Annotated in this window: 24 protein-coding genes; 16 read left to right on the top strand and 8 right to left on the bottom strand. The window is 75.9% G+C overall.

All coding sequences use genetic code 11. The features are described 5' to 3' along the window. Positions 1-3: 3 nt before the first annotated feature. The 3 genes from EDC57_RS07445 to EDC57_RS07455 are packed head-to-tail and all read left to right on the top strand — an operon-like array spanning position 4 to position 2,827. Positions 4-876 (top strand): prephenate dehydrogenase/arogenate dehydrogenase family protein, encoded by an 873-nt coding sequence (locus EDC57_RS07445; RefSeq protein ID WP_123401846.1) that lies wholly within the window; start codon positions 4-6, stop codon positions 874-876. Between the two features lie 2 nt (positions 877-878). Next, positions 879-2,192, top strand: coding sequence for a 3-phosphoshikimate 1-carboxyvinyltransferase (gene aroA / locus EDC57_RS07450; protein ID WP_211331923.1), 1,314 nt, complete (start codon positions 879-881; stop codon positions 2,190-2,192). An 11-nt stretch (positions 2,193-2,203) separates the two neighbouring features. Further along, entirely contained in the window at positions 2,204-2,827 is a 624-nt protein-coding gene (locus tag EDC57_RS07455) for an NUDIX domain-containing protein (protein ID WP_245995173.1), read from the top strand. A 9-nt stretch (positions 2,828-2,836) separates the two neighbouring features. Here EDC57_RS07455 and EDC57_RS07460 read toward each other — a convergent pair whose 3' ends face one another. Both EDC57_RS07460 and purB read right to left on the bottom strand, forming a co-directional pair. Continuing rightward, positions 2,837-3,370, bottom strand: coding sequence for a DUF7931 domain-containing protein (locus EDC57_RS07460; RefSeq protein WP_123401252.1), 534 nt, complete (start codon positions 3,368-3,370; stop codon positions 2,837-2,839). Further along, positions 3,367-4,734, bottom strand: coding sequence for an adenylosuccinate lyase (gene purB, locus EDC57_RS07465; protein ID WP_123401253.1), 1,368 nt, complete (start codon positions 4,732-4,734; stop codon positions 3,367-3,369). The genes EDC57_RS07460 and purB overlap by 4 nt, the downstream gene beginning before the upstream one ends. A gap of 168 nt (positions 4,735-4,902) precedes the next feature. On the opposite strand from purB, the gene acnB reads away from it, so the two are divergent. Next, positions 4,903-7,443 carry a bifunctional aconitate hydratase 2/2-methylisocitrate dehydratase gene (gene acnB / locus EDC57_RS07470; RefSeq protein ID WP_123401254.1) on the top strand — a complete coding sequence of 847 codons (2,541 nt, stop codon included), beginning with the start codon at positions 4,903-4,905 and terminating at the stop codon, positions 7,441-7,443. A gap of 9 nt (positions 7,444-7,452) precedes the next feature. Here the strand turns inward: acnB and EDC57_RS07475 are convergent, their stop codons facing one another. From EDC57_RS07475 to EDC57_RS07485, 3 genes are read right to left on the bottom strand one after another with little or no spacing between them, the layout of a single operon-like run. Next, the gene (locus EDC57_RS07475) at positions 7,453-8,133 is read right to left on the bottom strand and encodes a M23 family metallopeptidase (RefSeq protein ID WP_123401255.1); all 681 of its coding nucleotides are present in this window, start codon (positions 8,131-8,133) and stop codon (positions 7,453-7,455) included. Further along, a complete protein-coding gene (locus EDC57_RS07480) occupies positions 8,130-8,666 on the bottom strand; it encodes a hypothetical protein (RefSeq protein WP_148051439.1) in 537 nt (178 codons plus the stop codon). Before EDC57_RS07480 ends, EDC57_RS07475 begins: the two co-directional genes overlap by 4 nt. Positions 8,667-8,722: 56 nt before the next feature. Next, positions 8,723-9,988 carry an NAD(P)/FAD-dependent oxidoreductase gene (locus EDC57_RS07485; protein ID WP_123401257.1) on the bottom strand — a complete coding sequence of 422 codons (1,266 nt, stop codon included), beginning with the start codon at positions 9,986-9,988 and terminating at the stop codon, positions 8,723-8,725. A 98-nt stretch (positions 9,989-10,086) separates the two neighbouring features. Here EDC57_RS07485 and EDC57_RS07490 point away from each other — a divergent pair, with 98 nt between their 5' ends. The 12 genes from EDC57_RS07490 (at position 10,087) to trmH (ending at position 20,709) form a co-directional block, all read left to right on the top strand. Then, positions 10,087-10,890, top strand: a complete 804-nt coding sequence (locus tag EDC57_RS07490; RefSeq protein WP_123401258.1) for an ATP-grasp domain-containing protein — start codon at positions 10,087-10,089, stop codon at positions 10,888-10,890. A gap of 46 nt (positions 10,891-10,936) precedes the next feature. Next, on the top strand, positions 10,937-11,851 hold the full coding sequence (nikB, locus tag EDC57_RS07495) for a nickel ABC transporter permease (RefSeq protein WP_123401259.1): 915 nt from the start codon (positions 10,937-10,939) through the stop codon (positions 11,849-11,851). After that, positions 11,848-12,693, top strand: coding sequence for an ABC transporter permease (locus EDC57_RS07500; protein ID WP_123401260.1), 846 nt, complete (start codon positions 11,848-11,850; stop codon positions 12,691-12,693). Before nikB ends, EDC57_RS07500 begins: the two co-directional genes overlap by 4 nt. A gap of 8 nt (positions 12,694-12,701) precedes the next feature. Continuing rightward, positions 12,702-13,733: a beta-N-acetylhexosaminidase gene (nagZ, locus tag EDC57_RS07505; protein WP_123401261.1), complete on the top strand. Its 1,032-nt coding sequence runs from the start codon at positions 12,702-12,704 to the stop codon at positions 13,731-13,733. An 18-nt stretch (positions 13,734-13,751) separates the two neighbouring features. Next, on the top strand, positions 13,752-14,855 hold the full coding sequence (locus tag EDC57_RS07510) for a mechanosensitive ion channel family protein (protein WP_211331924.1): 1,104 nt from the start codon (positions 13,752-13,754) through the stop codon (positions 14,853-14,855). Next, complete coding sequence (gene rssA, locus EDC57_RS07515; protein WP_123401262.1) at positions 14,852-15,748, top strand: patatin-like phospholipase RssA; 897 nt, start codon at positions 14,852-14,854, stop codon at positions 15,746-15,748. Before EDC57_RS07510 ends, rssA begins: the two co-directional genes overlap by 4 nt. Continuing rightward, positions 15,745-16,143: a GIY-YIG nuclease family protein gene (locus EDC57_RS07520; RefSeq protein WP_123401263.1), complete on the top strand. Its 399-nt coding sequence runs from the start codon at positions 15,745-15,747 to the stop codon at positions 16,141-16,143. The genes rssA and EDC57_RS07520 overlap by 4 nt, the downstream gene beginning before the upstream one ends. A 33-nt stretch (positions 16,144-16,176) precedes the next feature. Then, the gene (locus EDC57_RS07525; protein WP_123401264.1) at positions 16,177-16,731 is read left to right on the top strand and encodes a hypoxanthine-guanine phosphoribosyltransferase; all 555 of its coding nucleotides are present in this window, start codon (positions 16,177-16,179) and stop codon (positions 16,729-16,731) included. Positions 16,732-16,734: 3 nt separating this feature from the next. After that, a complete protein-coding gene (locus EDC57_RS07530; protein WP_123401265.1) occupies positions 16,735-17,475 on the top strand; it encodes an S-methyl-5'-thioinosine phosphorylase in 741 nt (246 codons plus the stop codon). Positions 17,476-17,560: 85 nt separating this feature from the next. Further along, positions 17,561-19,231: a GGDEF domain-containing protein gene (locus EDC57_RS07535; RefSeq protein WP_170165066.1), complete on the top strand. Its 1,671-nt coding sequence runs from the start codon at positions 17,561-17,563 to the stop codon at positions 19,229-19,231. 39 nt (positions 19,232-19,270) lie between these two features. Continuing rightward, entirely contained in the window at positions 19,271-20,014 is a 744-nt protein-coding gene (locus EDC57_RS07540; protein ID WP_170165067.1) for an enoyl-CoA hydratase/isomerase family protein, read from the top strand. A gap of 8 nt (positions 20,015-20,022) precedes the next feature. Beyond that, positions 20,023-20,709 (top strand): tRNA (guanosine(18)-2'-O)-methyltransferase TrmH, encoded by a 687-nt coding sequence (gene trmH, locus EDC57_RS07545; protein ID WP_123401268.1) that lies wholly within the window; start codon positions 20,023-20,025, stop codon positions 20,707-20,709. Here trmH and EDC57_RS07550 read toward each other — a convergent pair. Genes EDC57_RS07550 through moeA form a run of 3 tightly spaced genes read right to left on the bottom strand, consistent with a single transcriptional unit; the run spans position 20,678 to position 26,297 of the window. Further along, positions 20,678-21,520: a CsiV family protein gene (locus EDC57_RS07550; RefSeq protein ID WP_123401269.1), complete on the bottom strand. Its 843-nt coding sequence runs from the start codon at positions 21,518-21,520 to the stop codon at positions 20,678-20,680. The genes trmH and EDC57_RS07550 overlap by 32 nt on opposite strands. Beyond that, positions 21,520-24,978, bottom strand: coding sequence for a transcription-repair coupling factor (gene mfd / locus EDC57_RS07555; RefSeq protein WP_123401270.1), 3,459 nt, complete (start codon positions 24,976-24,978; stop codon positions 21,520-21,522). Before mfd ends, EDC57_RS07550 begins: the two co-directional genes overlap by 1 nt. A gap of 50 nt (positions 24,979-25,028) precedes the next feature. Then, positions 25,029-26,297, bottom strand: a complete 1,269-nt coding sequence (moeA, locus tag EDC57_RS07560; RefSeq protein ID WP_123401271.1) for a molybdopterin molybdotransferase MoeA — start codon at positions 26,295-26,297, stop codon at positions 25,029-25,031. Between the last annotated feature and the right edge of the window lie 17 nt (positions 26,298-26,314).

Genomic DNA, 26,314 nt, shown 5'->3' on the forward strand with positions numbered 1-26,314 from the left:
GCGGTGGCGCGGCGGCTCGCGGTCCTCGGCGTCGGCCTCATCGGCGGCTCGCTGGCGCGCGCCCTGCGCCGCGCCGAGGCGGTGGGGGAGATCGTCGGCTGCGGGCGCGATCCGGCCCATCTGGCGCGTGCGGTGGAGCTGGGCGTGGTGGACCGCGCCGAGACCGACCCCGCGGCGGCGGTGGCGGGCGCCGACCTCGTGGTCCTCGCCGTGCCCCTGGGGGCGATGCGGGCGGTGCTGGCGGCGGCGGCGCCGGCGCTCGCGGCCGATGCGGTGGTGACCGACGTGGGCAGCGCCAAGGCCAGCGTGATCGCCGACGCGCGCGCGGTCTTCGGCCGGATCCCGCGCTGGTTCGTGCCCGGCCACCCCATCGCCGGCACCGAGCGCAGCGGCGTCGAGGCGGCCTTCGCCGAGCTGTTCGAGGATCACCGCGTGCTGCTCACCCCGGTCGCGGAGACCGACCCTGCGGCGGTGGAGCGGGTGCGGCGCATGTGGGAGGCCGCAGGCGCCGTGGTGGAGACCATGGAGGTGGCGCACCATGACGCCGTCCTCGCCGCCACCAGCCACCTGCCGCACATGCTCGCCTACGCCCTGGTGGACGCCCTCGCCCGTCTCGAGGGGCACGAGGAGATCTTCCGCTACGCCGCCGGGGGCTTTCGCGACTTCACCCGCATCGCCTCCAGCGACCCGGTGATGTGGCACGACATCTGCCTCGCCAACCGCGAGGCGCTCCTGGGGATGCTGCGCCGCTTCCAGGCGGATCTGGCGCGGCTCGCCGACGCGGTCGAGGCCGGCGACGGCGAGACCCTCCTCGCCACCTTCCGCCGCGCCAAGGCGGCGCGCGACGCCCACGTCCTCGGCCGCGGGGGAGGGTGACGGTGGCGCGCATCGACTACCGCGTCGCCCCCGGCGGCCGCCTGCGCGGCAGCGTCGAGGTGCCCGGGGACAAGTCCGTCTCCCACCGCGTGGTGATGCTGGGCGCCATCGCCGAGGGCACCACCGAGGCCGAGGGCTTCCTCGAGGGCGAGGATGCGCTCGCCACCGTGGCCGCCTTCCGCGCCATGGGGGTGGAGATCGAAGGGCCGCGCGAGGGGTGCATCCGCGTCCACGGCGTCGGCCTCCACGGCCTGCGCCCGCCCGAGGGCCCCCTCGACCTCGGCAACTCCGGGACCTCCATGCGCCTGCTCGCGGGCCTGCTCGCGGCCCAGCCCTTCGACACCGTGCTCACGGGCGACGCCTCCCTGCGCCGCCGCCCCATGCGGCGGGTGACGCAGCCGCTGCAGCTCATGGGCGCGCGCATCGAGACCACCCCCGAGGGCACGGCGCCCCTCGTCATCCGCGGCCGCCGGCGGCTGGCCGGGATCCACTACCCGATGCCGGTGGCCAGCGCCCAGGTCAAGTCGGCGCTGCTGCTCGCCGGGCTCTACGCCGAGGGGCGCACCTGCGTGGTGGAGCCGGCGCCGACCCGCGACCACACCGAGCGCATGCTGGCCGCCTTCGGCGCCCCCGTCCGGTTCGGCGACGGCACGGCCTGCGTCGAGGGCGGGGCGCGGCTGCGCGGGCGGCGGGTGCTGGTGCCCGGGGACCTCTCCTCGGCCGCCTTCCTCCTCGTGGGCGCCACCATCGCCCCGGGCTCGGAGCTGGAGCTGCGGGGCGTCGGCGTCAACCCGACGCGCACCGGCGTCCTCCACATCCTGCGCGCCATGGGGGCCGAGATCGAGGTCCTCGACCCGCGCGAGGCGGGCGGCGAACCGGTGGCCGACCTGCGTGTGCGCCACGCCCCCCTGCGCGGGATCGAGATCCCGCCGGAGTGGGTGCCGCTCGCCATCGACGAGTTCCCGGCGGTGTTCGTCGCCGCCGCCTGCGCCGAGGGCGAGACCGTGCTGCGCGGCGCCGCGGAGCTGCGGGTCAAGGAGAGCGACCGCATCGCCGCCATGGCCGAGGCCCTCCAGGGGGTCGGGATCGAGGCCCGGCCGCTGCCGGACGGCATCGTCGTCCGCGGCGGGCGCATCCGCGGCGGCAGCGTCTGGAGCCACGGCGACCATCGCGTGGCGATGGCCATGGCGGTGGCGGCGCTGCGCGCCGAGGGCACCGTCCTGGTGCGCGACTGCGCCGCGGTGGCGACCTCGTTCCCGGGCTTCGCCGAGCTCGCCGCCCGGCTCGGCCTCGGCATCGAAACGGTGGTGCGCTGAGGGGGGTGCCGGTGTTCCGTCCCCGCTTCCGCCTGGGCGACGTCCGCGTCCTCGCCCGCGAGACCTGCCACGACGGCTTCTTCCGCCTCGACCGCCTGCACCTTCGCCACGCCCTCTTCGGCGGCGGCGAGAGCCCGCCCCTGATGCGGGAGCTCTTCGTTCGCGGCGAGGCGGTGGCGGTGCTGCCCTACGACCCTGCGGCCGACGCCGTGGTCCTGGTGGAGCAGTTCCGGGTCGGCGCCCTCGCGCATCCGGCCGGTCCCTGGCTGCTGGAGATCGTGGCCGGCGTCTTCGACCACGGCGAGTCGGCGGAAGCGGTGGCGCGGCGCGAGGTGCGCGAGGAGACGGGCTGCGAGGCCACGGCGCTGTGGCCGCTGGGGCGGTTCTACACGAGCCCCGGGGCGAGCTCGGAGCGGATCCTGCTCTATCTCGCGCGGGTGCGGGCGCCCGCCGCAGGGGGGGTGTTCGGCCTCGCCGAGGAGGGCGAGGACATCCGCAGCCACGTCCTGCCGCTCGCGGAAGCGCTGGCCGGCATCGAGGCCGGCTGGATCGAGGCCTCCTACAGCATCATCGCGCTCCAGTGGCTCGCCCTCCACCGGACGCGGGTGCGCGCGGCCTGGGCCGAGGGCGGCTGAGGGTCGCGCTCAGAGGTCGAGGCGAAGCAGGTTCGGGTCGCGCTCCGCCTGCGCCCAGATCTCCTCGAAGCGCAGCCGCAGCGCCCGCGCCCGGGGCGGGTTGCAGAAGTCCAGCACGGCCTCGTAGCGCTCGGCGTGCTCGGTCTCCAGGACGCCCGTCTCGTCGGCGAGGACGAAGGCCTCGTCGAGCCCCTGGTGGTCGGGGCCGGCGCGGCGGATCTCCATCCGGCTCGGCAGCCGCCAGGCGAGGCGCAGGAGGCGGTGGCCGCGCGCCGCCACGGGCGCCGCATCCTGCACCACCACGCGCACCCGGGCGCGGGGGCTGCGCAGCAGCAGCGCCCGCACCGCCTCGGCCAGCCCCTCGTGGTCGAAGACGCGCGGATCGAGGGCCGGGCTGAAGATCGCGAGCTCGCGGCGGGCCTGGGCGGCGAGGCGCAGCACCGCCAGGCGGTGGGCCTCGAGGGTGGTGACGGCGATGGGGCCGCGGGTCTCGCCGAGGCGCCCGGCGGCGATGGCCGCGGGCTGCGCCGCCGCCTCGCTCATACGGCGCGGGCCTGCTCCGCGGCGAGCCCCACGTAGTCGCGCGGGGTCAGGGCGAGCAGCCGCGCCCGCGCCGCCTCCGGGATCGGCAGGCCGAGGACGAACTCGCGCAGCGCCCCGGCGTCGATGCGCCGCCCGCGCGTCAGCTCCTTGAGCCGCTCGTAGGGGCGGTCGACGCCGTGACGGCGCATCACGGTCTGGATCGCCTCGGCGAGCACCTCCCAGGCCTGGGCGAGGTCGGCCTCGAGCCGCTCCGGGTCGGCCTCGAGCTTGCCGAGCCCGCGCAGGCAGGCGCGGTAGGCGAGCAGCGAGTGGCCCACCACGACCCCGAGGTTGCGCAGCGCCGTGGAGTCGGTCAGGTCGCGCTGCCAGCGCGAGACCGGCAGCTTGCGCGCGAGGTGGTCGGCGAGGGCGTTGGCGATGCCCAGGTTGCCCTCGGCGTTCTCGAAGTCGATGGGGTTGACCTTGTGCGGCATGGTGGAGGAGCCCACCTCGCCGGCGACCACGCGCTGGCGGAAGTAGCCGAGGGCGATGTAGCCCCAGAGGTCGCGGCAGAGGTCCACCAGCACGGTGTTGAAGCGGGCGAGGGCGTCCAGGTACTCGGCGATCCAGTCGTGGGGCTCGATCTGGGTGGTGTAGGGGTTCCACTCGAGGCCGAGGCCGGCGACGAAGCCCTCGGCGAGACGCGGCCAGTCCACCTCGGGGTAGGCCGCGACGTGGGCGTTGTAGTTGCCGACGGCGCCGTTGATCTTGCCCAGCACCGGCACCGCGGCGAGCTGGGCGCGCTGGCGGCGCAGGCGGTGGACGAAGTTGGCGAGCTCCTTGCCCAGGGTCGTGGGCGAGGCGGGCTGGCCGTGGGTGCGCGAGAGCATGGGCTGCTCGGCGAGGGCGTGGGCGAGCTCGCGCAGGGCGGCGATGAGCTCGTCCATGGCCGGCAGCAGGGCCTGGCTTCGGGCCTCGCGCAGGATGAGGGCGTAGGCGAGGTTGTTGACGTCCTCGGAGGTGCAGGCGAAGTGGACGAACTCGGCGATGCGGGCGAGCTCGTCGTTGCCGGCGATGCGCTCCTTGATGAAGTACTCCACCGCCTTGACGTCGTGGTTGATGCTCGCCTCGATGTTCTTGACCCGGCGGCCGTCGTCCTCGGTGAAGCCGAGGGCGAGGCGCTCGAGCAGCTCCCGGGCGTGGGCCGAGAGCGGGGGCACCTCGGCGATGGCCGGTTCGGCGGCGAGGGCCTGGAGCCAGCGCACCTCCACGAGGACGCGGTGGCGGATGAGGCCGTACTCGCTGAACAGGGGCCGCAGCTCCTCGGTGGCGGCGGCATAGCGGCCGTCCACCGGCGAGAGGGCGGTGAGGCTGGCGCGGTCCATGGCTCCTCCCGGGACTGCCCGCACGGGCTTGATCGAAGGGCGCAACATGATACAACAGCGCTCCCGCCGGGGATTCGCCATAACTTGGCATAAAGCACGATTAACTTATAATTATGCCCGCGCCGCCGCCGGGCGGCGCCCGGTCGCCATCGTAGGGAGGTCTGGACGGTGCTCGAAGCCTACCGCAAGCATGTCGAGGAGCGCGCCGAGCAGGGCGTGCCGCCGCTGCCCCTGGATGCCGCGCAGGTCCGCGCCCTGACGGAGCTGCTCTGCGACCCGCCGGCGGGCGAGGAGGCCTTCCTCCTGGATCTGCTCACGCAGCGGGTGCCGCCCGGCGTGGACGAGGCCGCCCGGGTCAAGGCCGAGTTCCTCGCCGCGGTGGCGCGGGGCGAGCGCACCTGCCCGGTGATCTCGCGCGAGCGGGCGGTGGAGCTGCTGGGCACCATGCTGGGCGGCTACAACATCGAGCCGCTGGTGGCGCTGCTGGACGATGCTTTGCTTGGCGAGGCCGCGGCGCGCGCCCTCAAGGGGACGCTGCTGGTCTTCGACGCCTTCGATGCGGTGGCGGCGAAGGCGGCGGACAACCCGCACGCCGAGGCGGTGATCCGCGCCTGGGCGGAGGCCGAGTGGTTCACCTCGCGCCCGCCGGTGCCGGAGCGGATCACGGTGACGGTGTTCAAGGTCCCGGGGGAGACCAACACCGACGACCTCTCGCCGGCCTCCGAGGCCTGGAGCCGGCCCGACATCCCGCTGCATGCGCAGTCGATGCTCATGAACCGCATGCCGGGGGCGCTGGAGACCATCGCCGGGCTGCGCGGCAAGGGCCATCCGGTGGCCTTCGTCGGCGATGTGGTGGGCACCGGCTCGTCGCGCAAGTCGGCCACCAACTCCCTGCTCTGGCACATCGGCGAGGACATCCCCTACGTGCCCAACAAGCGCCAGGGCGGGGTGGTGCTGGGCGGCAAGATCGCGCCCATCTTCTTCAACACCCTCGAGGACTCGGGGGCGCTGCCCATCGAGTGCGACGTCTCGGGGCTCGAGACCGGCGACGTGATCACGATCCTGCCCTACGCGGGCCGGATCGAGAACGAGGCCGGCGAGACCGTCGCCACCTTCGCCCTCAAGACCGAGGTGCTCCTGGACGAGGTGCGCGCCGGGGGGCGCATCCCGCTCATCATCGGCCGCAACCTCACGGCGCGGGCGCGCCGCCACCTGGGGCTGCCGGAGAGCGAGGTCTTCCGCAGGCCGCGCCAGCCCGCGGACACCGGCCGCGGCTACACCCTGGCGCAGAAGATCGTGGGCCGGGCCTGCGGCGTGGAGGGGGTGCGTCCGGGCACCTACTGCGAGCCGCGCATGACCACGGTGGGCTCGCAGGACACCACCGGCCCCATGACCCGCGACGAGCTCAAGGAGCTCGCCTGCATGCGCTTCCAGGCCGACCTCGTGATGCAGAGCTTCTGCCACACCGCGGCCTATCCCCGGCCGGTGGACGTGCAGACCCACAAGACGCTGCCGCAGTTCATCGTCGAGCGCGGCGGCGTCGCCCTGCGCCCGGGCGACGGCATCATCCACTCCTGGCTCAACCGCATGCTCCTGCCCGACACCGTGGGCACCGGCGGCGACTCCCACACCCGCTTCCCGCTCGGGATCAGCTTCCCCGCGGGCTCGGGCCTGGTGGCCTTCGCCGCCGCCATGGGCGTGATGCCGCTGGACATGCCGGAGTCGGTGCTGGTCCGCTTCAAGGGCGAGATGCGCCCCGGCATCACCCTGCGCGACCTCGTCAACGCCATCCCCTACGCCGCGCTGCAGCAGGGGCTGCTGACGGTGGCCAAGGAGGGCAAGAAGAACGTCTTCTCCGGCCGCATCCTGGAGATCGAGGGGCTGCCGCAGCTCAAGGTGGAGCAGGCCTTCGAGCTCGCCGACGCCTCCGCCGAGCGCTCCGCCGCGGCCTGCACCGTGCGGCTCGACAAGGAGCCGGTGATCGAGTACCTGCGCTCCAACGTGGCGCTGCTGCGCTGGATGATCGCGCAAGGCTACCGCGACGCCGACGCCCTGCGCCGGCGCATCGAGGCCATGGAGGCCTGGCTCGCCGATCCGCAGCTGCTCGAGCCGGACGCGGACGCCGAGTACGCGGCGGTGATCGAGATCGATCTCGCCGAGATCACCGAGCCGCTGCTCGCCTGCCCCAACGACCCCGACGACGTCCGCCCGCTCTCCGAGGTGGCCGGCACCCGGATCGACGAGGTCTTCATCGGCTCGTGCATGACCAACATCGGCCACTACCGCGCCGCCGCCCACGTCCTCGAGGCGGCCGGGGGGCAGGTGCCGGTCCGGCTCTGGATCGCGCCGCCGACGCGCATGGACCAGGCCGAGCTGGTGGAGGAGGGCTACTACAGCGTCTTCGGCCGCGCCGGGGCGCGCATGGAGATGCCCGGCTGCTCGCTGTGCATGGGCAACCAGGCCCGCGTGGCCGACGAGGCCACCGTGGTCTCCACCTCCACGCGCAACTTCCCCAACCGCATGGGCCGGGGGGCCAAGGTCTTCCTCGCCTCGGCGGAGCTGGCGGCGGTGGCGGCGGCGCTGGGGCGGCTGCCGAGCCCCGAGGAGTACCTGGAGCGGGTCCGCCCGGTGATCGAGCGCGCCGAGGCCATCTACCGCTACCTCAACTTCGACCGGATGCCGCAGTACGCGGGCGAGGAGGCGGCCTGAGCGCCGCCCTCAGGGGATCGGCGGCCACGGGATGCCGCGGCAGGGGGCCGGATAGGTGAGCCGCACCGGGGCCTCGGGCCACCGCCGGCGCGGATCGAAGCAGGTCACCCGCCCGACGCCGTCGACCCAGAAGCGCTGCGGGTTGACATGGCCCCGGTCGTGGCCCCGGGCGTCGCAGCGGCGGACCTCGAAGTGCAGGTGCGGGAAGCCGCCCGCGAGCAGCCCGGAACGGCCGGAGCGGCCGATGGGCTGGCCGCGCCGCACCGCCTCGCCCGCGCGCACGTCGATGCGGCCGAGGTGGTAGTAGCGGGTGCAGAGGTGTCCGCCGTCGCCGGCCTCGGCGAGGGGGCCGTGGACCAGGGCGACGGTCCGCCCGTACATGGGCGAGAGGCCGGTGTCGGCCACCGTCCCCGGGGCCGCCGCCAGCACCGGCGTGCCGTCGAGGACGAAGAGGTCGATGCCCTCGTGAGGCGCGCCGCCCTCGCGCAGGCCGGGGTAGCGGTCGAGGGGGCGGTAGCGCTGGCTGATGGAGGGCGCCCCGGGCGGCAGCACCACCGCGATGTCCTGCTCCGGGATGTCGGTGTCGGCCGGGGCCACGCGCCCGTAGCCGTAGCGCTCGTGCAGGCCGGTGCAACCGGCAAGGAGCGCGCCCGCCGAGGCGAGGGCGAGGCGCCGCAGGCGCGGGATCACGGCGGGCCCCCGGCACCGCGCGGCGGCGGCCCGGGACGCCGGCCGATGCGCGCCTCGGCGGCGGCGCGCACCGCCTCCAGGGTCACCGCCGGCGGGGGCGTGAGGCCGCCCTCGGCCAGGAGCCGGAAGGCCCGGCCGCTGCGGTAGAGGGCGCGGGCATCCGAGCCGCACGCCGCGGCAGGCGCGCCCGCCCCCTCCCCGCCGCGCAGGTGCGCCATCCAGGCCGCGCGGCCGAGGTTGCGCGCGCGGCGCTCGAGGTACGGACGAAGCGGCGCGACGGCGCCGGGCAGCGCCCGGCGCAGCGCGCCTTCGAGGTGCCCGAGCCGGCGCCGGCGCTCGGCCGGGCGGGCCACGGCGTCGGCACCGGCGAGGCCCGCGTCCCGGGCGATGCGGGCCGAGAGCAGCTCCGCCTCGGCGGCGGCCTCGAGGCAGAGGACCTCGGCATAGCGCGCCGCGGCGATGCGCTCGCCACCGGGTGCCGCCCCCGCGGGCGCACAGGCAAGGAGCACCGCCGTCACCACCACACCCCGCATGGGCCAAGCCTAGGCCCCCGGCCCGCGGCGGGCAAGGGATCGTCGCCCGCGGCGCCCTAGCGCGGCCGGTGGGCGAGCCGCGCGGCGCGGAAGGCGAACTCCCAGGCGGCGGCGCGCAGGGCGCGCGCCGGCACCGGCCGCAGGGCCGTCACCGGCAGGGGCAGGTCGTCGGCCCCGCACGCGCCGAGGATCCATTGCGCGAGGAGCCGGCCCCAGAGGGTGCCGGGGCCGATGCCGCGGCCGTTGTAGCCCAGCACGGCGTAGAGCCCCGGCGCCGGCTGGTGCAGGCGCGGGAGGTTGCCGGGGGTGAAGCCCAGGGTGCCGGCCCAGCGGTGGCGCCAGCGCGGCGGCGCAAGCCCCGGGAAGAGCAGGCGCCAGGCGCGCCGCAGCCAGGCCTCGGCCCCGTCCGCGGGCAGCCGCCCGAGGCTGCCGAGGAGGAGGTGGCCGGCGGCGTCGCGGCGGGCGAAAAGCATCGCGGGGCGGGTGTCGTAGAAGGCGTGGGCGGCGATGCCCGCGGCCTCGGCCGGGAGCGGCCCGGCGCAGGCGAAGCAGCCCACGGGGACGGTGGCCCGGTCGAGCCCCGGCAGGGCGCCCTCGGCATAGGCGTTGCCGGCGAGAAGGACGCGCCCTGCGCGCACCGTGCCGCGCGGCGTCTCCAGCCGCCAGCCGTCGCCCGCGGGGGCGAGGCGCAGCACCGGCGTCGCCTCGTGCACGCGCGCGCCGGCGCGCGCCGCGGCGGCGGCGAGCCCCCGGGCGTAGGCCAGCGGCTGCACGGTGCCGCTGCGGTGATCGAGGATGCCGCCGGCGTAGCCGCGGGCACCCGTGAGCTCGGCGGTGCGGCGGGCGTCGATCACCTCCACCGCCGCGCCGCGGCGCTGCCACTGCCGCGCGTGGGCCTGCAGGCGGGCGAGCGCCCGGCGGTCGTGGGCGGCGCGGGCGACGGGCCGCCGCTCGGCCTCGCAGGCGATGCGGTGCCGCTCGATGAGCGCGAAGACGAGCCGCGGCGCCGCCCCCAGCGCCTCGACCAGGCGCGGACCGTGGCGGGGCCCGGCGCGCCGCTCCACCTCGTCGGGGTCGAGCCAGAGGCCGGCGTTGACGAGGCCGATGTTGCGCCCGGAGCCGCCCCAGCCGATGCAGCGGGCCTCGAGGAGCACCACCGAGCACCCGGCCCCGGCCAGGTGCAACGCCGCCGAGCAGCCGGTGTAGCCGGCCCCGACCACGGCCACGTCGGCCTCCGCCTCGCCCTCCAGGGGCGGAGCGGCGGGGGCGGGCGGGGCGGTGGCCCACCAGAGGGCGTCCTGGAGCGCCGGTTCCCGGTGCATGGCGCGGATGATACCCGGATGCGGCCGTCCCGCTTCCCCCGCGCGCGGCGGCGGGTACAATGCGCGCGCCGTCGTGCCTGCCATCGGCGCCACCGGTCATGGAGCTGGTCTCGCTGGATCCGTTCCGCGCCCTGGAGCTTCCCGGCGTGCGCTGGGTCAAGCCGGAGGCGGTGCTGCGCGACCCCGCCTGCCTCGACGGGGCGGACTGGGTGCTGTTCCCGCCCGGGTGGATGGTGGACCTGCTGGTGCACGCCCTCGGCGCGCGCGTCTTCCCCGCTCCGGCGGCCTACCGCCTCGGGGCGAGCAAGGTGGTGCAGACGCGGGCCCTGCAGCTGGTCGCCCCGGCCCACGTGCCGCGCACCCTGATCCGCCCCGCGGGGCCGGAGGCGGTGGAGGAGGCGCTGGAGGTGCTGGGGCTGCCGCTGGTGGTGAAGCGGCCGCGCTCGGCACGCGGCGAGGGCGTGCGCGTGGTGGCGCGTCGCGCCGAGCTCCTGGCCTGGGCGCAGGGGGAGGAGACCCTCTACGCCCAGGAGTACCTGCCCATCGACCGGGATCTGCGCGTGGTGTGGGTGGGCGACCGGGTGCTCGCCGCCTACTGGCGGGTGGGCGAGCGCGGGCAGCCCACCAACGTCGCCCGCGGCGCCGCGGTGGATGGGACGGGGGTGCCGGAGGAGGCCCTCGCCCTGGTGGCGCGGGTGGCCGGGGCCCTCGGGGTGGACCACGCGGGCTTCGACGTCGCCTGGGTGGACGGGCATCCCTTCCTGCTCGAGTTCAACGTCCTCTTCGGCAACGAGGGCCTGCGCCGGCTCGGGGTGCGGGCGGGGCCGGCGGTCCTCGACTGGCTGCGCCGCCAGGGCGGCGCGGGCGGGGCGCCCGGTCCGGGCCTGCCGCGGGCGGCCTGAGCCCCGCTGGTAGAATCCGCCCCATGGACGCCGGGGGGAAGGGGCGATGATCGCGGCGCGGCTTGGGAGCGCGGCGGTGGTGGTGGCGGGCGTGGTGCTGGTGGTCTTTCTCCTCATCCACCTGGTGCCCGGCGACCCCGTGGAGGCGATGCTGGGCGAGGGCGCGACGGCGGCCGACCGCGCCGCGCTGCGCCGCGACCTCGGCCTCGACCGCCCGCTCGCGGAGCAGCTTGCGGCCTATCTGGGCGGGCTCGCGCGGGGCGATCTCGGCGTCTCCCTCTACGCCCGCCGTCCCGTCGCCGAGCTGGTCGCCGAGCGGCTCCCCGCGACCCTTGAGCTCGCCGCGGCGGGCCTCGCCGTGGCGCTGCTGCTGGCCCTGCCGCTGGGGGTGGTGGCGGCGGTGCGGCGCGGCGGCTGGCCGGACCGCACCGCGATGGCCTTCTCCCTCGCCGGGATCTCCATCCCCAACTTCTGGCTCGGGCCGCTGCTGATGCTGCTCTTCTCGCTCCGGCTCGGGTGGCTGCCGGTGAGCGGACGCGAGGGGCCGGCCTCGCTGGTGCTTCCGGCCCTGACCCTCGGGACAGGGCTGGCCGCGGTGCTGGCGCGCATGGTCAGGGCCTCGCTCCTGGAGGTGCTGGCCGAGGACTACATCCGCACGGCGCGGGCCAAGGGGCTGCCCGAGCGGGCCGTGATCCTGCGCCACGGGCTGCGCAACGCCCTCCTGCCGGTGGCGACGCTGCTCGGGCTGCAGCTCGGTGCGCTGCTCGCGGGGGCGGTGATCACCGAGACGGTCTTCTCCTGGCCGGGGATCGGCAGCCTCACGGTGGAGGCGATCCGGCGGCGCGACTACCCGCTGGTGCAGGGCTGCGTCCTCGTCATCGCCCTCGCCTACGTGGCGGTGAACACGCTCACCGACCTCGCCTACGCCTGGATCGACCCCCGCGTGCGGGAGGGGCGATGAGGGGCGCCGGCGCGGCCCTGCGCGAGGCCCCGCTCGCCGGCGCGGTGCTGCTGCTGTGGGCGCTGGCGGCGCTGGCGGCGCCGTGGCTCCCGCTGGAGCCCGACCGCATCGAGCTGGCGCGCATCCTCGCCCCGCCGGGCGGGGAGGCGGGGCTGCTCGGCGCCGACGAGCTCGGCCGCCCGGTGCTCGACCGGCTCGTCGCGGGGGCGCGGACCTCCTTCCTCGCCGCCGCCGCGGTGGTGACCCTCTCCGCCGTCGTCGGCGCCGCGGTGGGGCTGGTGGCGGGCTACGCCGGCGGCTGGATCGATCTCGTGCTGGCGCGGCTGATCGACGTCTTCCTCGCGTTTCCGGGCATCCTCCTCGCGATCGCCCTGGCCGGGATCCTCGGGCCGGGGCTCGCCAACGTGGTCGTCGCCCTCGCGGCCACCGGCTGGGTGGGCTACGCGCGGCTGGTGCGGGCGCAGGCGATGTCGCTGCGCAGCCGCGAACACGTGGCCGCGGCGCGCGCCCTCGGCGCCGGGCACGCCCGGATTCTGCTCCGGCACGTGCTGCCGCTGGCGCTGGCGCCGCTGCTGGTGGAGGCGAGCTTCGGCGTCGCCGCGGTGGTGATCGCGGAGGCGGGGCTGTCCTTCCTCGGCCTCGGGGTGCAGCCGCCGCAGGCCTCGTGGGGGGCGATGATCCGCGACGGCGTGCGCTACATGCTGGTGGCGCCGCACCTGGTGCTCGCCCCGGGGGCGGCGCTCGCGCTCGTGGTGCTGGCGGTGAACCGCCTCGGCGACGCCCTGCGCGACGCGCTGGACGTGCGCCTGCGCGCTGGTGGCGCCGCGGCCCGGCCCGCATAATCCCCGCCATGGGACCCGGGCCGGTGATGGTGGACCTGGCGGGGCCGGCGCTCGCGGCGGAGGAGCGCGAGCTGCTGGCCCATCCCGCGGTGGGCGGGGTGCTGCTCTTCGGGCGCAACTACGTCGACCGCGGGCAGCTCGCGGCGCTGGTGGCCGAGATCAAGTCGGTGCGCCGCCCGCCGCTGCTGGTGGCGGTGGACCACGAGGGCGGGCGCGTGCAGCGCTTCCGCCACGGCTTCACGGCGCTGCCGCCGGCGGCGGCGCTGGGGGCGCTGTGGCGGCGCGAGCCGGCGCGGGCGCGGCGGCTCGCCGAGGCCGCCGGGCGCATCGCCGGCGAGGAACTGCGCGCGGTGGGGATCGGCCTCGACTTCGCGCCGGTGCTGGATCTCGGGCGCCACGCCGGCGGGGTGATCGGGGATCGCGCCTTCGCCGCCGATCCGGAGGCGGTGGCGCTGCTCGCGGGCGACTTCCTGCGCGGGCTGCGCGGCGCAGGGGTGGAGGGGGTCGCCAAGCACTTCCCGGGACACGGCGGCGTGACCGCGGACTCGCACCGCGAGCTGCCCGAGGACCGGCGCGCGTTCGCCGAGCTCGCGCTTGCCGACCTCGTGCCCTTCGAGCGCCTGGCCGCCCACGGTCTCGCCGCGGTGATGACCGCGCACGTGCGCTACCCGGCGGTGGACGATGCGCCCGCCACCTTCTCGCGCCGCTGGATCGGCGGCGTGCTGCGGGGGAGGCTCGGCTTCCAGGGGGCGGTGGTGAGCGACGACCTCTCCATGGCCGCGGCGGCGTGGGCGGGGGATGCGGCGGCGCGGGCGCGGGCGGCGGTGGCGGCGGGGTGCGACCTGGTGATCGTGGCCAACGACCGCGAGGCGCAGTGGGCCGCGGCGCGGGCGCTCGAGGGGCACGCGGATCCGGCGGCGCGGCTGCGTCTTGCGCGCCTGCACGGGCATCCGGTGCGCCCGTGGACGGGCGATCGGGAGGCGGCGCGGGCGGCGCTGGCGGCGCTGGTGGAGGCGCCGGAGCTGGAGCTCGACGGCTGAGGCGGAAAAGGGGGGGCCATGGACCCGATGGAGATCCTGCGGGGATTCCGCGTGCTCGAGGGACAGTGGGGCTGGATCGGCCAGGTCTTCGTCGTCGTCCTCGCGGTGATGGTGGTGAACTTCGTGCAGCGGCGGCTGCTGGCGCGGCTCGCCGCGCGCCTCGAGCGCACCGAGAACCTCTGGGACGACGCCATGATCGAGGCGGCGCGGCGGCCGCTGAGCCTGGCGATCTGGGTCGTGGGCCTCGCCTTCGCCGCGCGCATCGTGCGCGAGGCCACGGGCGCGGTGATCTTCGACGCCGCCGAGCCGCTGCGCGAGATCGGCGTCATCGGCGCGCTCGCCTGGTTCCTCATCCGGCTCGTCAACGGGCTCGAGCAAGCCTGGCTCGCCCGCGGCGAGGGCGTGGACCGCACCACGGTAGACGCGGTGGCGAAGCTGCTGCGGGTCTCGGTGGTGATCACCGCGGCGCTGGTGATGCTGCAGACGCTGGGCTTCAGCATCTCGGGCGTCCTCGCCTTCGGCGGCATCGGCGGCATCGCCGTGGGCTTCGCCGCGCGCGACCTGCTGGCCAACTTCTTCGGCGGCCTCATGGTCTATCTCGACCGCCCCTTCGCCGTGGGCGACTGGATCTACTCGCCCGACCGCGACATCGAGGGCACGGTGGAGCGCATCGGCTGGCGCCTGACCCAGATCCGCACCTTCGACAAGCGGCCCATCTACGTCCCCAACGCCACCTTCACCAGCATCGCCGTGGTCAACCCCTCGCGCATGACGCACCGGCGCATCCACGAGACCATCGGCGTGCGCTACGACGACGTGGACAAGGTGCCGGCGATCCTAGAGGACATCCGGCGCATGCTGCGCGAGCACCCCGAGATCGCGCAGGACCAGACCCTGATGGTGCACTTCAACCAGTTCGGACCCTCATCGCTGGACTTCTTCGTCTACTGCTTTACCCGGACCACGCAGTGGGTGCGCTACCACGAGGTCAAGGAGGACGTGCTGCTCCGGATCCACGACATCATCCGCCGCCACGGCGCCGAGGTGGCCTTCCCCACCACCACCGTGCACGTGCCCGAGCCGGTGGAGCTGGCCGGGCTCGGCCTTGGGGCGCAGCGGTGAGGCGCCGGCCCCGCATCGGCGTCGCCCTCGGCGGCGGGGCGGCCCGCGGCTGGTCCCACATCGGCGTCCTCGAGGCCCTCGCCGAGCGGGGCATCGTCCCCGACGTCGTCGCCGGGACCTCCATCGGCGCGCTGGTGGGGGGCGCCTTCGCCGCCGGCCAGCTGGAGCGGCTGCACCGCTGGGTGGAGACCCTGCGCTGGCAGGACGTGGTGGGCTATCTGGACCCGGCCTTCAACGGCGGCCTCATCGGCGGGCGGCGGCTGTTCGAGTTCTTCCGCCGCCACTTCGAGGACCGCCCCATCGAGGCGCTGGAGCGCCCCTTCGGGGCCACCGCCACCGACATCGAGAGCGGACGCGAGGTGTGGCTGCGCGAGGGCTCGCTGCTGGAGGCGGTGCGCGCCTCCATCGCCCTGCCGGGGCTGTTCACGCCGCTGGCGCGCGACGGGCGGCTGCTGGTGGACGGCGGGCTGGTGGATCCGGTGCCGGTCTCCCTCTGTCGGGCCCTCGGCGCCGACCTCGTCATCGCCGTGGACCTCAACGCCGACCTCATGCGCCGGCCGCCGCAGCGCCCGGCGGCGGAGGGGGACGACGAGGAGGAGGGCGAGACCGGGCGGCTGCGGGCGCTGCTGCGCCTCGGCGCCGAGGAGCTGCGGCGGCGCCTGCAGCGGGAGGATGGGCCGTCGCTGATCGACGTGGTCCTGCGCAGCATCCACATCATGCAGTACCGCATCACCCGCAGCCGCATGGCCGGGGATCCGCCGGACCTGCTGCTCGCCCCGCGCGTCGGCGGCATCGCGCTGATGGAGTTCCACCGCGCCGCCGAGGCGGTGGCGGCCGGGCGCGAGGCGGTGGACCGGGCCGGGGCGGCGATCGCGGACCTGCTGCGTCCGTGAGCGGCGGCGCCTACCTGCTGCGGCTGGAGCTTGCGGTGCCGGTGACCGTGGCGGTGGGACGGCTGGGGCGGCACAGGCTGCCGGCGGGCGGCTACGTCTATGCCGGCAGCGCCCGGGGCGGGCTCGCCGCGCGCGTCGCGCGGCACCGCCGGCTCGCCCTCGCCGGCGCGGGGCGGCGGCACTGGCACGTGGACGCGCTGCTGCTGCACCCGGCCTGCCGCTGGCACGAGCCGCTGCTCGTCCCGGAGGGCGACGAGTGCGCGCTGGTGCAGGCCCTGCTCGCGCGGGGCGGCTTCGCGGTGCCGGTGGCGGGCTTCGGCGCCAGCGACTGCCGCCGCGGCTGCCCCGCGCACCTGCTGCAAGCGGCGGGCGGCGTCGGCGATCTGCGTCTATAATGCCCCGCCTTCGGCACGACGCGGGGGACCGGCATGCACCTTTCGCGAGAGGCGCTGGAGGCGACGCTGGGCGGCGCCGAGCTCATCCACGACGCCGCCGCGGTGGAGGCGGCCTACGACCGCATGGCGGCGGAGATCCGCGAGCGCATCGGCGCGAGCGACCCGCTGGTGCTGTGCGTCATGATGGGGGGGCTGGTGCCGACGGCCAAGCTCATCGCCCGCTTCGACTTCCCCTACCGCCTCGACTACCTGCACGCGACCCGCTACCGCGGCGCCACCCGCGGCGGCGAGCTGCACTGGCTCGCCGAGCCGACGACCCCTCTCGCCGGGGAGACGGTGCTGGTGGTGGACGACATCTTCGACGAGGGCCTGACCCTGCGCGCCATCGTCGAGCACTGCCGCACCGCCGGCGCGGCGCAGGTCCTGACCGCGGTCCTGGTCAACAAGCGGCACGAGCGCAAGCACGGGATGCGGGTCGACTTCGTGGGGCTCGACGTCCCCGACCGCTACGTCTTCGGCGAGGGGATGGACTACCAGGGCTATCTGCGCGGGCTCGGCGGCATCCGCGCCATCGACGGGGGGCACTGAGCCGTGGCCGCGCTGGCGATCATCGGCGGCACCGGGCTGACGCGGCTTGCCGGCCTCGAGCTCACGGAGCGGCGGGTGGTGCACACCCGCTGGGGCAGCCCCTCCTCGGCGCTGCTCCTCGGGCGGCTGCACGGGCGCGAGGTGATCTTCCTCGCCCGCCACGGCGAGCGCCACACCATCCCGCCGCATCGGGTCAACTACCGCGCCAACATCCAGGCCCTGAAGGACGCGGGCGTGGAGCGGGTGCTGGCGGTGGCCGCCGTGGGCGGCATCCGCGGCGACCTCGCGCCGGGGCGGCTCGCGATCCCGGACCAGATCATCGACTACACCCACGGGCGGGCGCAGACCTTCTTCGAGGACGACCTGGAGGAGGTGGTCCACGTCGACTTCACCGAGCCCTACTGCGAGGCGCTGCGCCGACGCCTGATCGAGGCCGCCGAGGCCGCCGGCGTGCCCTTCAGCCCGCACGGGACCTACGCCGCCACCGAGGGCCCGCGCCTCGAGACCGCGGCCGAGATCGACCGCCTCGAGCGCGACGGCTGCCACATGGTGGGCATGACCGGGATGCCGGAGGCCGCCCTCGCCCGCGAGGCGGGCCTCTGCTACGCCGCCTGCGCGGTGGTCGCCAACTGGGCCGCGGGACGCGGCGAGGGGCCCATCGGCATGGACGAGATCCGCCGCAACCTCGAGACCGGCATGGGCCACGTGGGCCGGCTGCTTGAGGCGCTGATGCCGCGCCTGTAGACTCCGGTCCGTCGCCCGCCCCGCGGACGCGGGGCACCGACAGGGGGAGATCGCCGTGCTTCATGCCCAGCCGCGCGGGCTGCCCGTGCCGCGATGGGTCCTCCTGCTCTGGTTCGCCGTCGCCGGCGTCGCCGTCGTCGTCGGGGCGTGGCTGTGGTCGGAGCAGCGCCTGCGCGAGGAGACCGCCCACCAGCAGCACCACGCCGCGGGCGCCTACCAGGCCTACGTCTCCGGGCGCATCGGGCTGATGCATGCGCTCGCCCGCTCGATGGCGCTGGCCGAGCCCATGCGCGAGCTCGCCGCGCGGCCCACCGACCTGCGCGCGCGCATCCGCGCCGTCGCCTATCTGCAGCGCTTCGTGGCCACGGTGGGCGCCGAGGGGGCGGAACTGCTGACGGCGGACGGCCTCGTGCTCGCCTCCTCGGACCCGGAGCGGGTGCGGCCGGGCACCACCCATCCGCCCCGTCCCTATCTGCGGCGGGCGCTCGAGCACGGCCACGCCAACTGGATCGGCACCGAGGACGGCGGCGACGAGCTCGTCATCCACATGGCCACCGCCCTGGATGGCGGGTCGGGGAAGGCGGTGCTGGCGGTGCTGGAGTACCCGGTGGAGATGCTGTCCGGCGCCGAGCTGGCGGCCACCCACCCGGGCAGCGTGCTGGCCCTGCTGGACGAGTACGGGGTGGTCGCGGCGGGAACGGCGTCCAGCCTGCGCCTGCACACCCTCGGGACGCTGGACCCCACCGTGCGCGCGCGCATCCTCTCCGAGTCCCCCTACGGCGGGCGTCTGCCCGACCCGCTGGCGGTGCGCCGCCGCATCGAGCACGAGGGCGCGGTGATCCTCGAGCTCGCGCAGCGCCTGCCCGAGCTCGACGCCCTCCACGGCCACGACCACGGCGACGAGCCGGAGCACGGAGCCGAGCCCGGCGATGCGGAGGAGGCGCACGGCACGGACGGGGCACGGGCCGCCGAGGCGCACGACGATGCCGCCGCGGAGGGCGGCGGCGCGGCCGCAGGGGGCGGGGCGGACCATGGGCACCGGCTCGTGGTCTCGGCGGCGCCGGTCCCGGGCACGCGCTGGCAGACCCTCACCCTGCAGCCGGTGCCGGAGCGCTGGCCGCTCTTCGTCCAGAGCCTCGGCTTCGCGTTGCCGCTCTGGGGCGTGATCGTGCTCGGCACCCTCTACCTGGTGCAGCGCGCCCGCTACCTGCGCGAGCTCTACGAGCGCGCGATCCGCGATCCCCTCACGCGGCTCTACACACGCCTCTACATGGAAGAGGCGGTGAAGGTCCTCATCGAGGCCTGCGAGCGCCGGCGCCTCCAGGGCCTCGCCGTGGTCCTGTTCGACATCGACCACTTCAAGCGCGTCAACGACACCTGGGGCCACGCCGCGGGCGACGAGGTGCTCAAGGCCGTGGCGCGGGTCATCCTCGAGGACACGCGGCCCACCGATGTGCAGGTGCGACTCGGCGGCGAGGAGATGGTGGTGTGGCTGCCGGAGCCGAACCTCGAGGGTGCGGTGGCATGCGCCGAGCGGCTGCGTCGCCACGTGGAGCAGATGCGGATCGCGACGCCGCAGGGCGAGATCGCGGTCACCGTCAGCGCCGGGGTGGCGCTGCGGGCGCCGGGGGAGGACATGGAGGCGGCGATCCGGCGGGCCGACGAGGCCCTCTACCGGGCCAAGGCCGAGGGGCGGAACCGGGTCGTCGCGGCGCCTGCCCCCGCGGCCGGGTCGCAGGCCGCGGCCCCGGTATAATCGCCCGCCGGCCCATCGCCACGGAGCGGATCCATGTCCATGCTGGAGATCCAACGGCGCGGCGACGTCGCCGCGATCCGGCTCGCCCACGGCACCGTCAACGCCATCGGCCCGGCCCTCGTGGAGGCGCTGGAGCAGGCGCTGGACGGCTGCGTCGACGCCGGCGCCGTGATCCTCGCCGGCAACGAGAAGTTCTTCTCCATCGGTCTGGCGCTGCCGGAGCTGCTGGGGCTTGGGCGCGCCGAGATGGAGCCCTTCTGGATGCGCTTCTGCGCCCTCGTGCGCCGCCTCTACGCCTTTCCGCGGCCGACGGTGTGCGCCGTGACGGGGCACGCCACCGCGGGCGGGGCGGTGCTGGCGCTGGCCTGCGACTTTCGTGTCATGGCCGCGGGCCGGCGCCTGATCGGCCTCAACGAGGTCCGGCTGGGCCTGCCGGTGCCGCTGCTCGCCGACCTCGTGCTGCGCCAGGTGGCGGGCGATCGCCGCGCCACCGAGCTTCTCTACCACGGCGAGTTCCTGACCCCCGAGGCGGCGCGCGCCGCCGGGATCGTGGACGAGGTGGTGCCGGAGGTGGAGGGGGCGGTGGCCCGTGCGCACCAGCGCGCCGAGGCCCTCGCCGCGCTGCCCGCGGCGGCGCTGGCGCAGCTCAAGGCGCAGCGCACGGCGGGCGTGCTCGCCGCCTACGAGGCCGGCGGCGGCGCCGAGGCCGATCGCGCCTTCCTCGACTTCTGGTTCGAGCCGGCGGTGCAGGCGCGGCTCGCCGAGGCCGCGCAGCGCTTCTGAGGCGGCCCGTGCCCACCGAGCGGCGCCTGGCGCGCATCCGCGAGGTCCTGGCCCGGCGCCAGCCGGACCTCACGGTGGTCATGGACAACGTCCACAAGCCCCACAACCTCGCCGCCATCGCGCGCACCTGCGACGCCGTCGGCGTCCTCGAGGTGCACGCCATCTGCCGCGAGGGCCCGGTCAGCCTCAGCCGCAAGGTGGCCATGGGCACCCACAAGTGGGTGCCGGTACGCAGCCACCGCAGCGTGGCCGAGGCCTACGCGGCGCTGCGCGGCGCAGGCTTCGCCATCCTCGCCGCCGATCTCTCGGCGGATGCGCGCGACTACCGCGAGGTGGACTACACCCGGCCCACCGCGATCGTGGTGGGGGCCGAGCTCGACGGCATCTCCGAGGAGGCCTCGCGCGGGGCCGACGGGCGCATCGTCATCCCCCTCCACGGCATGGCCGCCTCCCTCAACGTCTCCGTGGCCACCGCGGTGATCCTCTACGAGGCCCTGCGCCAGCGCGAGGCGGCGGGTCTCTACGACGCCCCCCGGCTCGATCCCGCGCTGCATCAGCGCCTCCTGGTGGAGTGGGCCTATCCGCAGGTGGCGGCCTGGTGCCGGCGCACCGGGCGTCCCTATCCCGCCCTGGACGAGGCCGGGCGCCTGCCGGACGGCTTCCTCAGCGCGATGGAGGCGCCGGAGGAGGGCTGACGGCGCCCGCCGCCGGGACCTCCGGGGGCGGCAGGGGGCGGTCCTCGGCGCGGACCTGGAGCAGGATCCCGAAGCGGGGGTGGTCGAAGTAGTGCAGCTCGCCGATGCGCACGCGCCGTGCCTCGCGGATGCGCATGCGCTCCCGCGCCGGCACCGCGAGGAGCCCGGCGAGGGGGTCGTCGGCGGCGAGGGGCGGCAGCAGGGGCTGCGCCGGGACCGGCTCGGTGAGGAGGAGGTCCACGCCGGCGACGAGGTAGAGGCCGGTGGCGTCGATGCGCACCGTGCCGAGGAGCTCGGGGCCGTCCCCGGCGACGGACTCCGCCGCCGCCTCGCCCGTGGCGGGACCGCCCGGGGCCGCCTGCGCGAGCGCCTCGGCCGGCGCCTCCGGGGCCGCGGGCGGCGGCCAGGCGATGCGCACGGGGTCCGTGACCTCGCGCCGCTGCGCCCAGCCGGTGTGGAGGAGGACGCGGTAGCCCGGGGCCGCTGCCAGGCGCGCGGCCAGAGGGGCGAGGGCGAGGCCGTCGCCGGGCAGGGGTTCGAGATCCACCGGCGCGCCATCCCCCGCCGCGGGGGGTGCCGCCTCGGGCACGCCGGCGCCGTCCTCGGCCGCGGGCGGCGCCCCCTCGGGCACGCTGCGGGCGCCGTCGAGATCGGGCATCCCCGGATCGGCCGCCCAGCGCTCGCCGCCCTCGATGCGGTCGCGGGCGAAGACCACCACCTCCACCTGGTACCACCGCTCGGTGGGGACCTCCTGGGCCGGTGCCGCGGGCGCCAGCGCAAGCGCGAACAGGAGGGCGAGGGCCGCGCGCATCAGGCCGCCTCCGCGAGGGCGAGCCGCCCCAGCAGCGACTCCACCAGGGCGAAGCGCGCCTCGGGGTCGGGCAGCTCGGCCTGGAAGCGCAGCCGCTCCTGCCCCTCCAGGCGGTAGCGGCCGGGTTCGCCCTGCACCAGCTGGACCAGCTTCAGGGGGTCGATGCGCGGCGCGGGACCGAACTCGATGCGCCCGCCGCGGGGGCCGGCCTCGATGCGGGCGATGCCCATGGCCTCGGCGCGGCGGCGCAGCCGCGTCAGGCGGAAGAGGTTCTTGACCTCGGGCGGCAGCAGCCCGAAGCGGTCCACCATCTCCACCTCCAGGGCGTGCAGGGCCGCCTCGTCGGCGGCGCCGGCGATGCGCTTGTAGAGGACGAGGCGGGTGTGGACGTCGGGGAGGTAGTCCTCCGGGATCACCGCCGGCACGCGCAGCTCCACCTCGGGGCCGCGGCCGCCCCCCTCCAGCAGCTCGGGCTCGCGGCCGGCCTTGAGGGCGGCGACGGCGCGCGCCAGCATGTCCATGTAGAGGCTGTAGCCCACCTCCTGGATCTGGCCGCTCTGCTCCTCGCCCAGGAGCTCTCCGGCGCCGCGGATCTCCAGGTCGTGGTTGGCGAGGAGGAAGCCCGAGCCCAGCGCCTCCAGCGACTCGATGGCCTCCAGGCGCTTGACCGCGTCGGCGGTCATGGCCGCGCGCGGCGGCACCAGCAGGTAGGCGTAGGCGCGGTGGTGGGAGCGGCCGACGCGGCCGCGCAGCTGGTGCAGCTGCGCCAGGCCGAGGCGGTCGGCACGGTCGATGAGGATGGTGTTGGCGCGCGGGATGTCGATGCCGCTCTCGATGATGGTGGTGCAGACCAGGACGTCGAAGCGGTGGTGGTGGAAGTCCACCATGATGGTCTCGAGCTCACGCTCGCGCATCTGCCCGTGGGCGATGCGCAGCCTCGCCTCGGGCACCAGGGCCTGGACCCGCCGGGCCACCCCCTCGATGCTCTCGACGCGGTTGTGGACGAAGTAGACCTGGCCGCCGCGGTGGAGCTCGCGGCGGATCGCCTCGGCGACGAGGGTGTCCTTCCACTCGGTGACGAAGGTCTGCACCGCGAGCCGGTTCACCGGCGGGGTGGTGATGATGGAGAGGTCGCGCAGCCCCGAGAGGGCGAGGTTGAGGGTGCGCGGGATCGGCGTCGCCGTGAGCGTGAGCACGTCCACCTCGGCGCGCAGGGCCTTGAAGCGCTCCTTCTGACGCACGCCGAAGCGGTGCTCCTCGTCGATGATGACGAGGCCGAGGTTGCGGAAGCGGACGCTGCGCTCGAGCAGCTTGTGGGTGCCGATGACGATGTCCACCCGGCCCTCGGCCAGCGCATCCAGCACCCGCGCGGTTTCGCGGCCGCTGCGGAAGCGCGACAGCACCTCGATGCGCACCGGCCAGTCGGCGAAGCGGTCGCAGAAGTTGAGGTAGTGCTGCTGGGCCAGCAGGGTCGTCGGCACCAGCATCGCCACCTGCCGCCCCGCCTGCACGGCGACGAAAGCGGCGCGCATGGCGACCTCGGTCTTGCCGAAGCCCACGTCGCCGCAGACCACCCGGTCCATGGGGGTGGGCGAGCGCAGGTCGGCGAGCACCGCGTCGATCGCCGCCGCCTGGTCCGGCGTCTCCTCGAAGGGGAAGGCGGCGCAGAAGGCGGCGTAGTCGGGTCCCGGGTCGGTCACCGGGGGGATCTCGCTGGCGGCGCGCCGGGCGTAGATCTCGAGCAGCTCGGCGGCGACGTCGCGCACCTTCTGCGCCGCCCGCCGCCGCGCCCGTTTCCACTGCTCGCCGCCGAGCCGGTGCAGGGGCGCGTTCTCCGGCGCCGCGCCGGTGTAGCGGCTGACCAGGTGCAGCGAGGTGACGGGGACGTAGAGGCGGTCGCCGCCGGCGTACTCGATGACCAGGTACTCGCCCTCGATGCCGCCGGCCTGCATCCGCTCGAGCCCCTGATAGCGGCCGACACCGTGGTCCTCGTGCACCACCGGGGTGCCCGGGCGCAGCTCCGCCAGGTCCCGCACCACCGCCTCGGGGTCGCGCGCGGCGCGGCGCCGGCGGGGGCGCGGCTGCGCCGCCCGCTCGCCGAAGAGCTGCCGCTCCGTGATCACGGCGAGGGCGGGCTCGTCCGCCACCAGCCCCTCCTCCAGCGGCGCCACCGCCAGCGCGCAACGGACCTCGCCGTCGCGGAACGCCGCCCAGCCGTCCACCGGCACGGTCTCGATCCCGTGCCCGCGGAGCTGCGCCCGCAGCACCTCGCGCCGGCCCGGCGAGTCGGCGGCGAAGAGCACCCGCCCGGGGAAGCCCTCGAGGAAGGCGCGCAGGGCGCGGGCGGGGTCGGCGGCGCGCGGCTCGAGCCGCACCGCGGGCGGCGGCCGCGTGGCGAAGCGCACGGCGTCGTCGGCGAGCCCGCCGAGCTCGATGCGCGGATGGAGCGCGAGCCGCGCGGTGAGGCCGCCGGGGCTCAGGTAGAGGTGCTCCGGCGCGAGCGGCGGCCACTCCGGGTCGGCGGCACGCAGCGCGTGGCGGGCGCCGATGTCGGCCCAGAGGCGGTCGGCCGCCTCCGCGAGCCCCGCCGGCGTGACCACCGGCGCCTCCGCCGGCAGATAGTCGAACAGGGTCGCCGTCTCCTCGAAGAAGAGGGGCAGGTAGTGCTCGATGCCCTGGGGCAGGCGCCCGGCGCTGACCTCGCGGTAGACCCGGCTGCGGGTGGGATCGGCGTCGATGAGGGCGCGGTGGCGCTGGCGGAAGCGCGTGATGGCGACGTCGTCGGCCGGGAACTCCCGCGCCGGCAGCAGCCGCACCCGCTCCACCCGATCCAGCGAGCGCTGGCTGTCGGGGTCGAAGGTGCGGATCGACTCGATCTCCTCGTCGAAGAGGTCGATGCGATAGGGCAGCTCGCTGCCCATGGGGAAGAGGTCGAGGATGGAGCCGCGCACGGCCATCTCGCCGTGCTCGGTCACCTGGGGCACGACGCGGTAGCCCGCGGCGGCCAGCCGCGCCCTGGCCGCGCCCAGCGACAGGCGCTGTCCGGTCTCCACGAGCAGGCTGTGGGCGGCGACGTAGTCCGGCGGCGGGGTGCGCAGGATGGCCGCCGTCAGCCCGGCGAGGACGATGCCGCGCCCGAGCCCGGGCAGCCTCGCGAGGACCTCGAGCCGGCGCGAGACCACCTCCGGCGCCGGGGAGAAGGCGTCGTAGGGCAGGGTCTCCCAGTCCGGGTAGACCAGCAGCGGCAGCGACGCGTCGCAGAAGACCGCGAGCTCGGCCTCGAGCCGCTGCAGCTCCGCACCGTCCGGCGCCAGCACCAGCAGCGGGGCGTCGGCCCGGCGGGCCGCCGAGGCGAGCGCGAGTGCCGCGGCGCTGCCGTGCAGGCCGCCCCAGACGACGCGCCCCGCGGACCCGCGCGGCAGGACCGGGTCGAGGATGCTCACGTGCTCGCGGGCCATGGGGGGCGCATTGTAGCCGCTTGCACCCCGCGGCGCAGGCGGGGCCGCCGTCAGACCAGACCGTGGAAGGGCTGCACCGTGACCTCGTCGCCCGGCTCCACGCCCTCGCTCCCCGCGGGCAGGACGATGAAGCAGTTGGCCGCGGCCATGGAGCTCAGAATCCCCGAGCCCTGGGGCCCGGTGCTGCGCACCACCCAGCGCCCCTCGGCGTCGGTCTCGAGGATGCCGCGCTGGAACTCGGTGCGGCCGCGGCCCTTGCGCAGCCGCGACACGCACGGCACGCGCAGCTCCGGCGGCCGCGTCACCCGCGCCCCCGCCATGCGCCAGAGCGCCGGCTGCACGAACTGGTAGAAGGTCACCATCACCGAGACCGGGTTGCCGGGCAGGCCGAAGAACCAGGCCCCGCCCAGGCGTCCGAAGGCGAGGGGCTTGCCCGGCTTCATGGCGATGCGCCACATGCGCACCTCGCCCAGCGCGTCCAGGGTCTGCTTGACGTAGTCGGCCTCGCCCACGGAGACGCCGCCGGAGGTGATCACCACGTCGGCCTGGGCGGCGGCCTCGGAGAAGGCCTCGCGCATGGCCTCGGGGTCGTCGCGGATGACCCCGAGGTCGAGCAGCTCCACCCCCAGCCGGCGCAGCATGCCGTAGAGGCTGTAGCGGTTGCTGTCGTAGACGTCGCCGAGGCCCAGCGGCTCGCCGATGCCGCGCAGCTCGTCGCCGGTGGAGAAGAAGGCCACCCGCACCCGCCGCAGCACCGGCACCTCGGCGAGGCCCACCGAGGCGGCCACCCCCAGCTCGGCGGGACGGAAGACGGTGCCGGCGCCGATCACGACCCCGCCGCGGGCGAGGTCCTCGCCGGCATGGCGGACGTTCTCGCCGGGCTCGTGGCCGGGGCCGAGGATGACCGTCTCCCCCTCGCGCCGCACCGCCTCCTGCATCACCACGGTGTCGGCGCCCTCGGGCATCACCGCCCCGGTCATGATCCGCACCGCCTCGCCGGGACCCACGACGCCGTCGAAGGGGGCGCCGGCGAGCGCCGTCCCCACCACGCGCAGGGCCCTCTCCCCCTCGGCGGGCAGGTCTGCGCCGCGCACGGCGTAGCCGTCCATGGCCGAGTTGGTGTGGGCGGGCACGTCGATGGGGGAGAGGATGTCGCGCGCGGCGACGCGGCCGAGGGCGTCGCGCAGGGCGACCCGCTCCACCGTGGTCACCGGCGTGACCTGCTCGAGGATGCGCCGGCGGGCCTCCTCCACCGGGAGCAGCCCGCCGGGCGCGGGCCCGGCACAGCAGTCGTGCGATCCGGTCGCATGCTCGCTCATGGGGTCACTCCATTCGT

This window comes from Inmirania thermothiophila (genome assembly GCF_003751635.1).
Classification (GTDB): Bacteria; Pseudomonadota; Gammaproteobacteria; order DSM-100275; family DSM-100275; genus Inmirania; species Inmirania thermothiophila.

Excerpts from the sequence above, each read along its gene's own strand:
- nagZ (WP_123401261.1), top strand. The coding sequence starts at position 12,702 with ATGGGACCCGGGCCGGTGATGGTGGACCTGGCGGGGCCGGCGCTCGCG.
- EDC57_RS07485 (WP_123401257.1), bottom strand. The coding sequence starts at position 9,988 with ATGCACCGGGAACCGGCGCTCCAGGACGCCCTCTGGTGGGCCACCGCC.
- EDC57_RS07480 (WP_148051439.1), bottom strand. The coding sequence starts at position 8,666 with ATGCGGGGTGTGGTGGTGACGGCGGTGCTCCTTGCCTGTGCGCCCGCG.
- mfd (WP_123401270.1), bottom strand. The coding sequence starts at position 24,978 with ATGGCCCGCGAGCACGTGAGCATCCTCGACCCGGTCCTGCCGCGCGGG.
- moeA (WP_123401271.1), bottom strand. The coding sequence starts at position 26,297 with ATGAGCGAGCATGCGACCGGATCGCACGACTGCTGTGCCGGGCCCGCG.
- EDC57_RS07525 (WP_123401264.1), top strand. The coding sequence starts at position 16,177 with ATGCACCTTTCGCGAGAGGCGCTGGAGGCGACGCTGGGCGGCGCCGAG.
- EDC57_RS07550 (WP_123401269.1), bottom strand. The coding sequence starts at position 21,520 with ATGCGCGCGGCCCTCGCCCTCCTGTTCGCGCTTGCGCTGGCGCCCGCG.
- EDC57_RS07490 (WP_123401258.1), top strand. The coding sequence starts at position 10,087 with ATGGAGCTGGTCTCGCTGGATCCGTTCCGCGCCCTGGAGCTTCCCGGC.
- nikB (WP_123401259.1), top strand. The coding sequence starts at position 10,937 with ATGATCGCGGCGCGGCTTGGGAGCGCGGCGGTGGTGGTGGCGGGCGTG.
- EDC57_RS07500 (WP_123401260.1), top strand. The coding sequence starts at position 11,848 with ATGAGGGGCGCCGGCGCGGCCCTGCGCGAGGCCCCGCTCGCCGGCGCG.
- EDC57_RS07460 (WP_123401252.1), bottom strand. The coding sequence starts at position 3,370 with ATGAGCGAGGCGGCGGCGCAGCCCGCGGCCATCGCCGCCGGGCGCCTC.
- EDC57_RS07510 (WP_211331924.1), top strand. The coding sequence starts at position 13,752 with ATGGACCCGATGGAGATCCTGCGGGGATTCCGCGTGCTCGAGGGACAG.
- EDC57_RS07540 (WP_170165067.1), top strand. The coding sequence starts at position 19,271 with ATGCTGGAGATCCAACGGCGCGGCGACGTCGCCGCGATCCGGCTCGCC.
- purB (WP_123401253.1), bottom strand. The coding sequence starts at position 4,734 with ATGGACCGCGCCAGCCTCACCGCCCTCTCGCCGGTGGACGGCCGCTAT.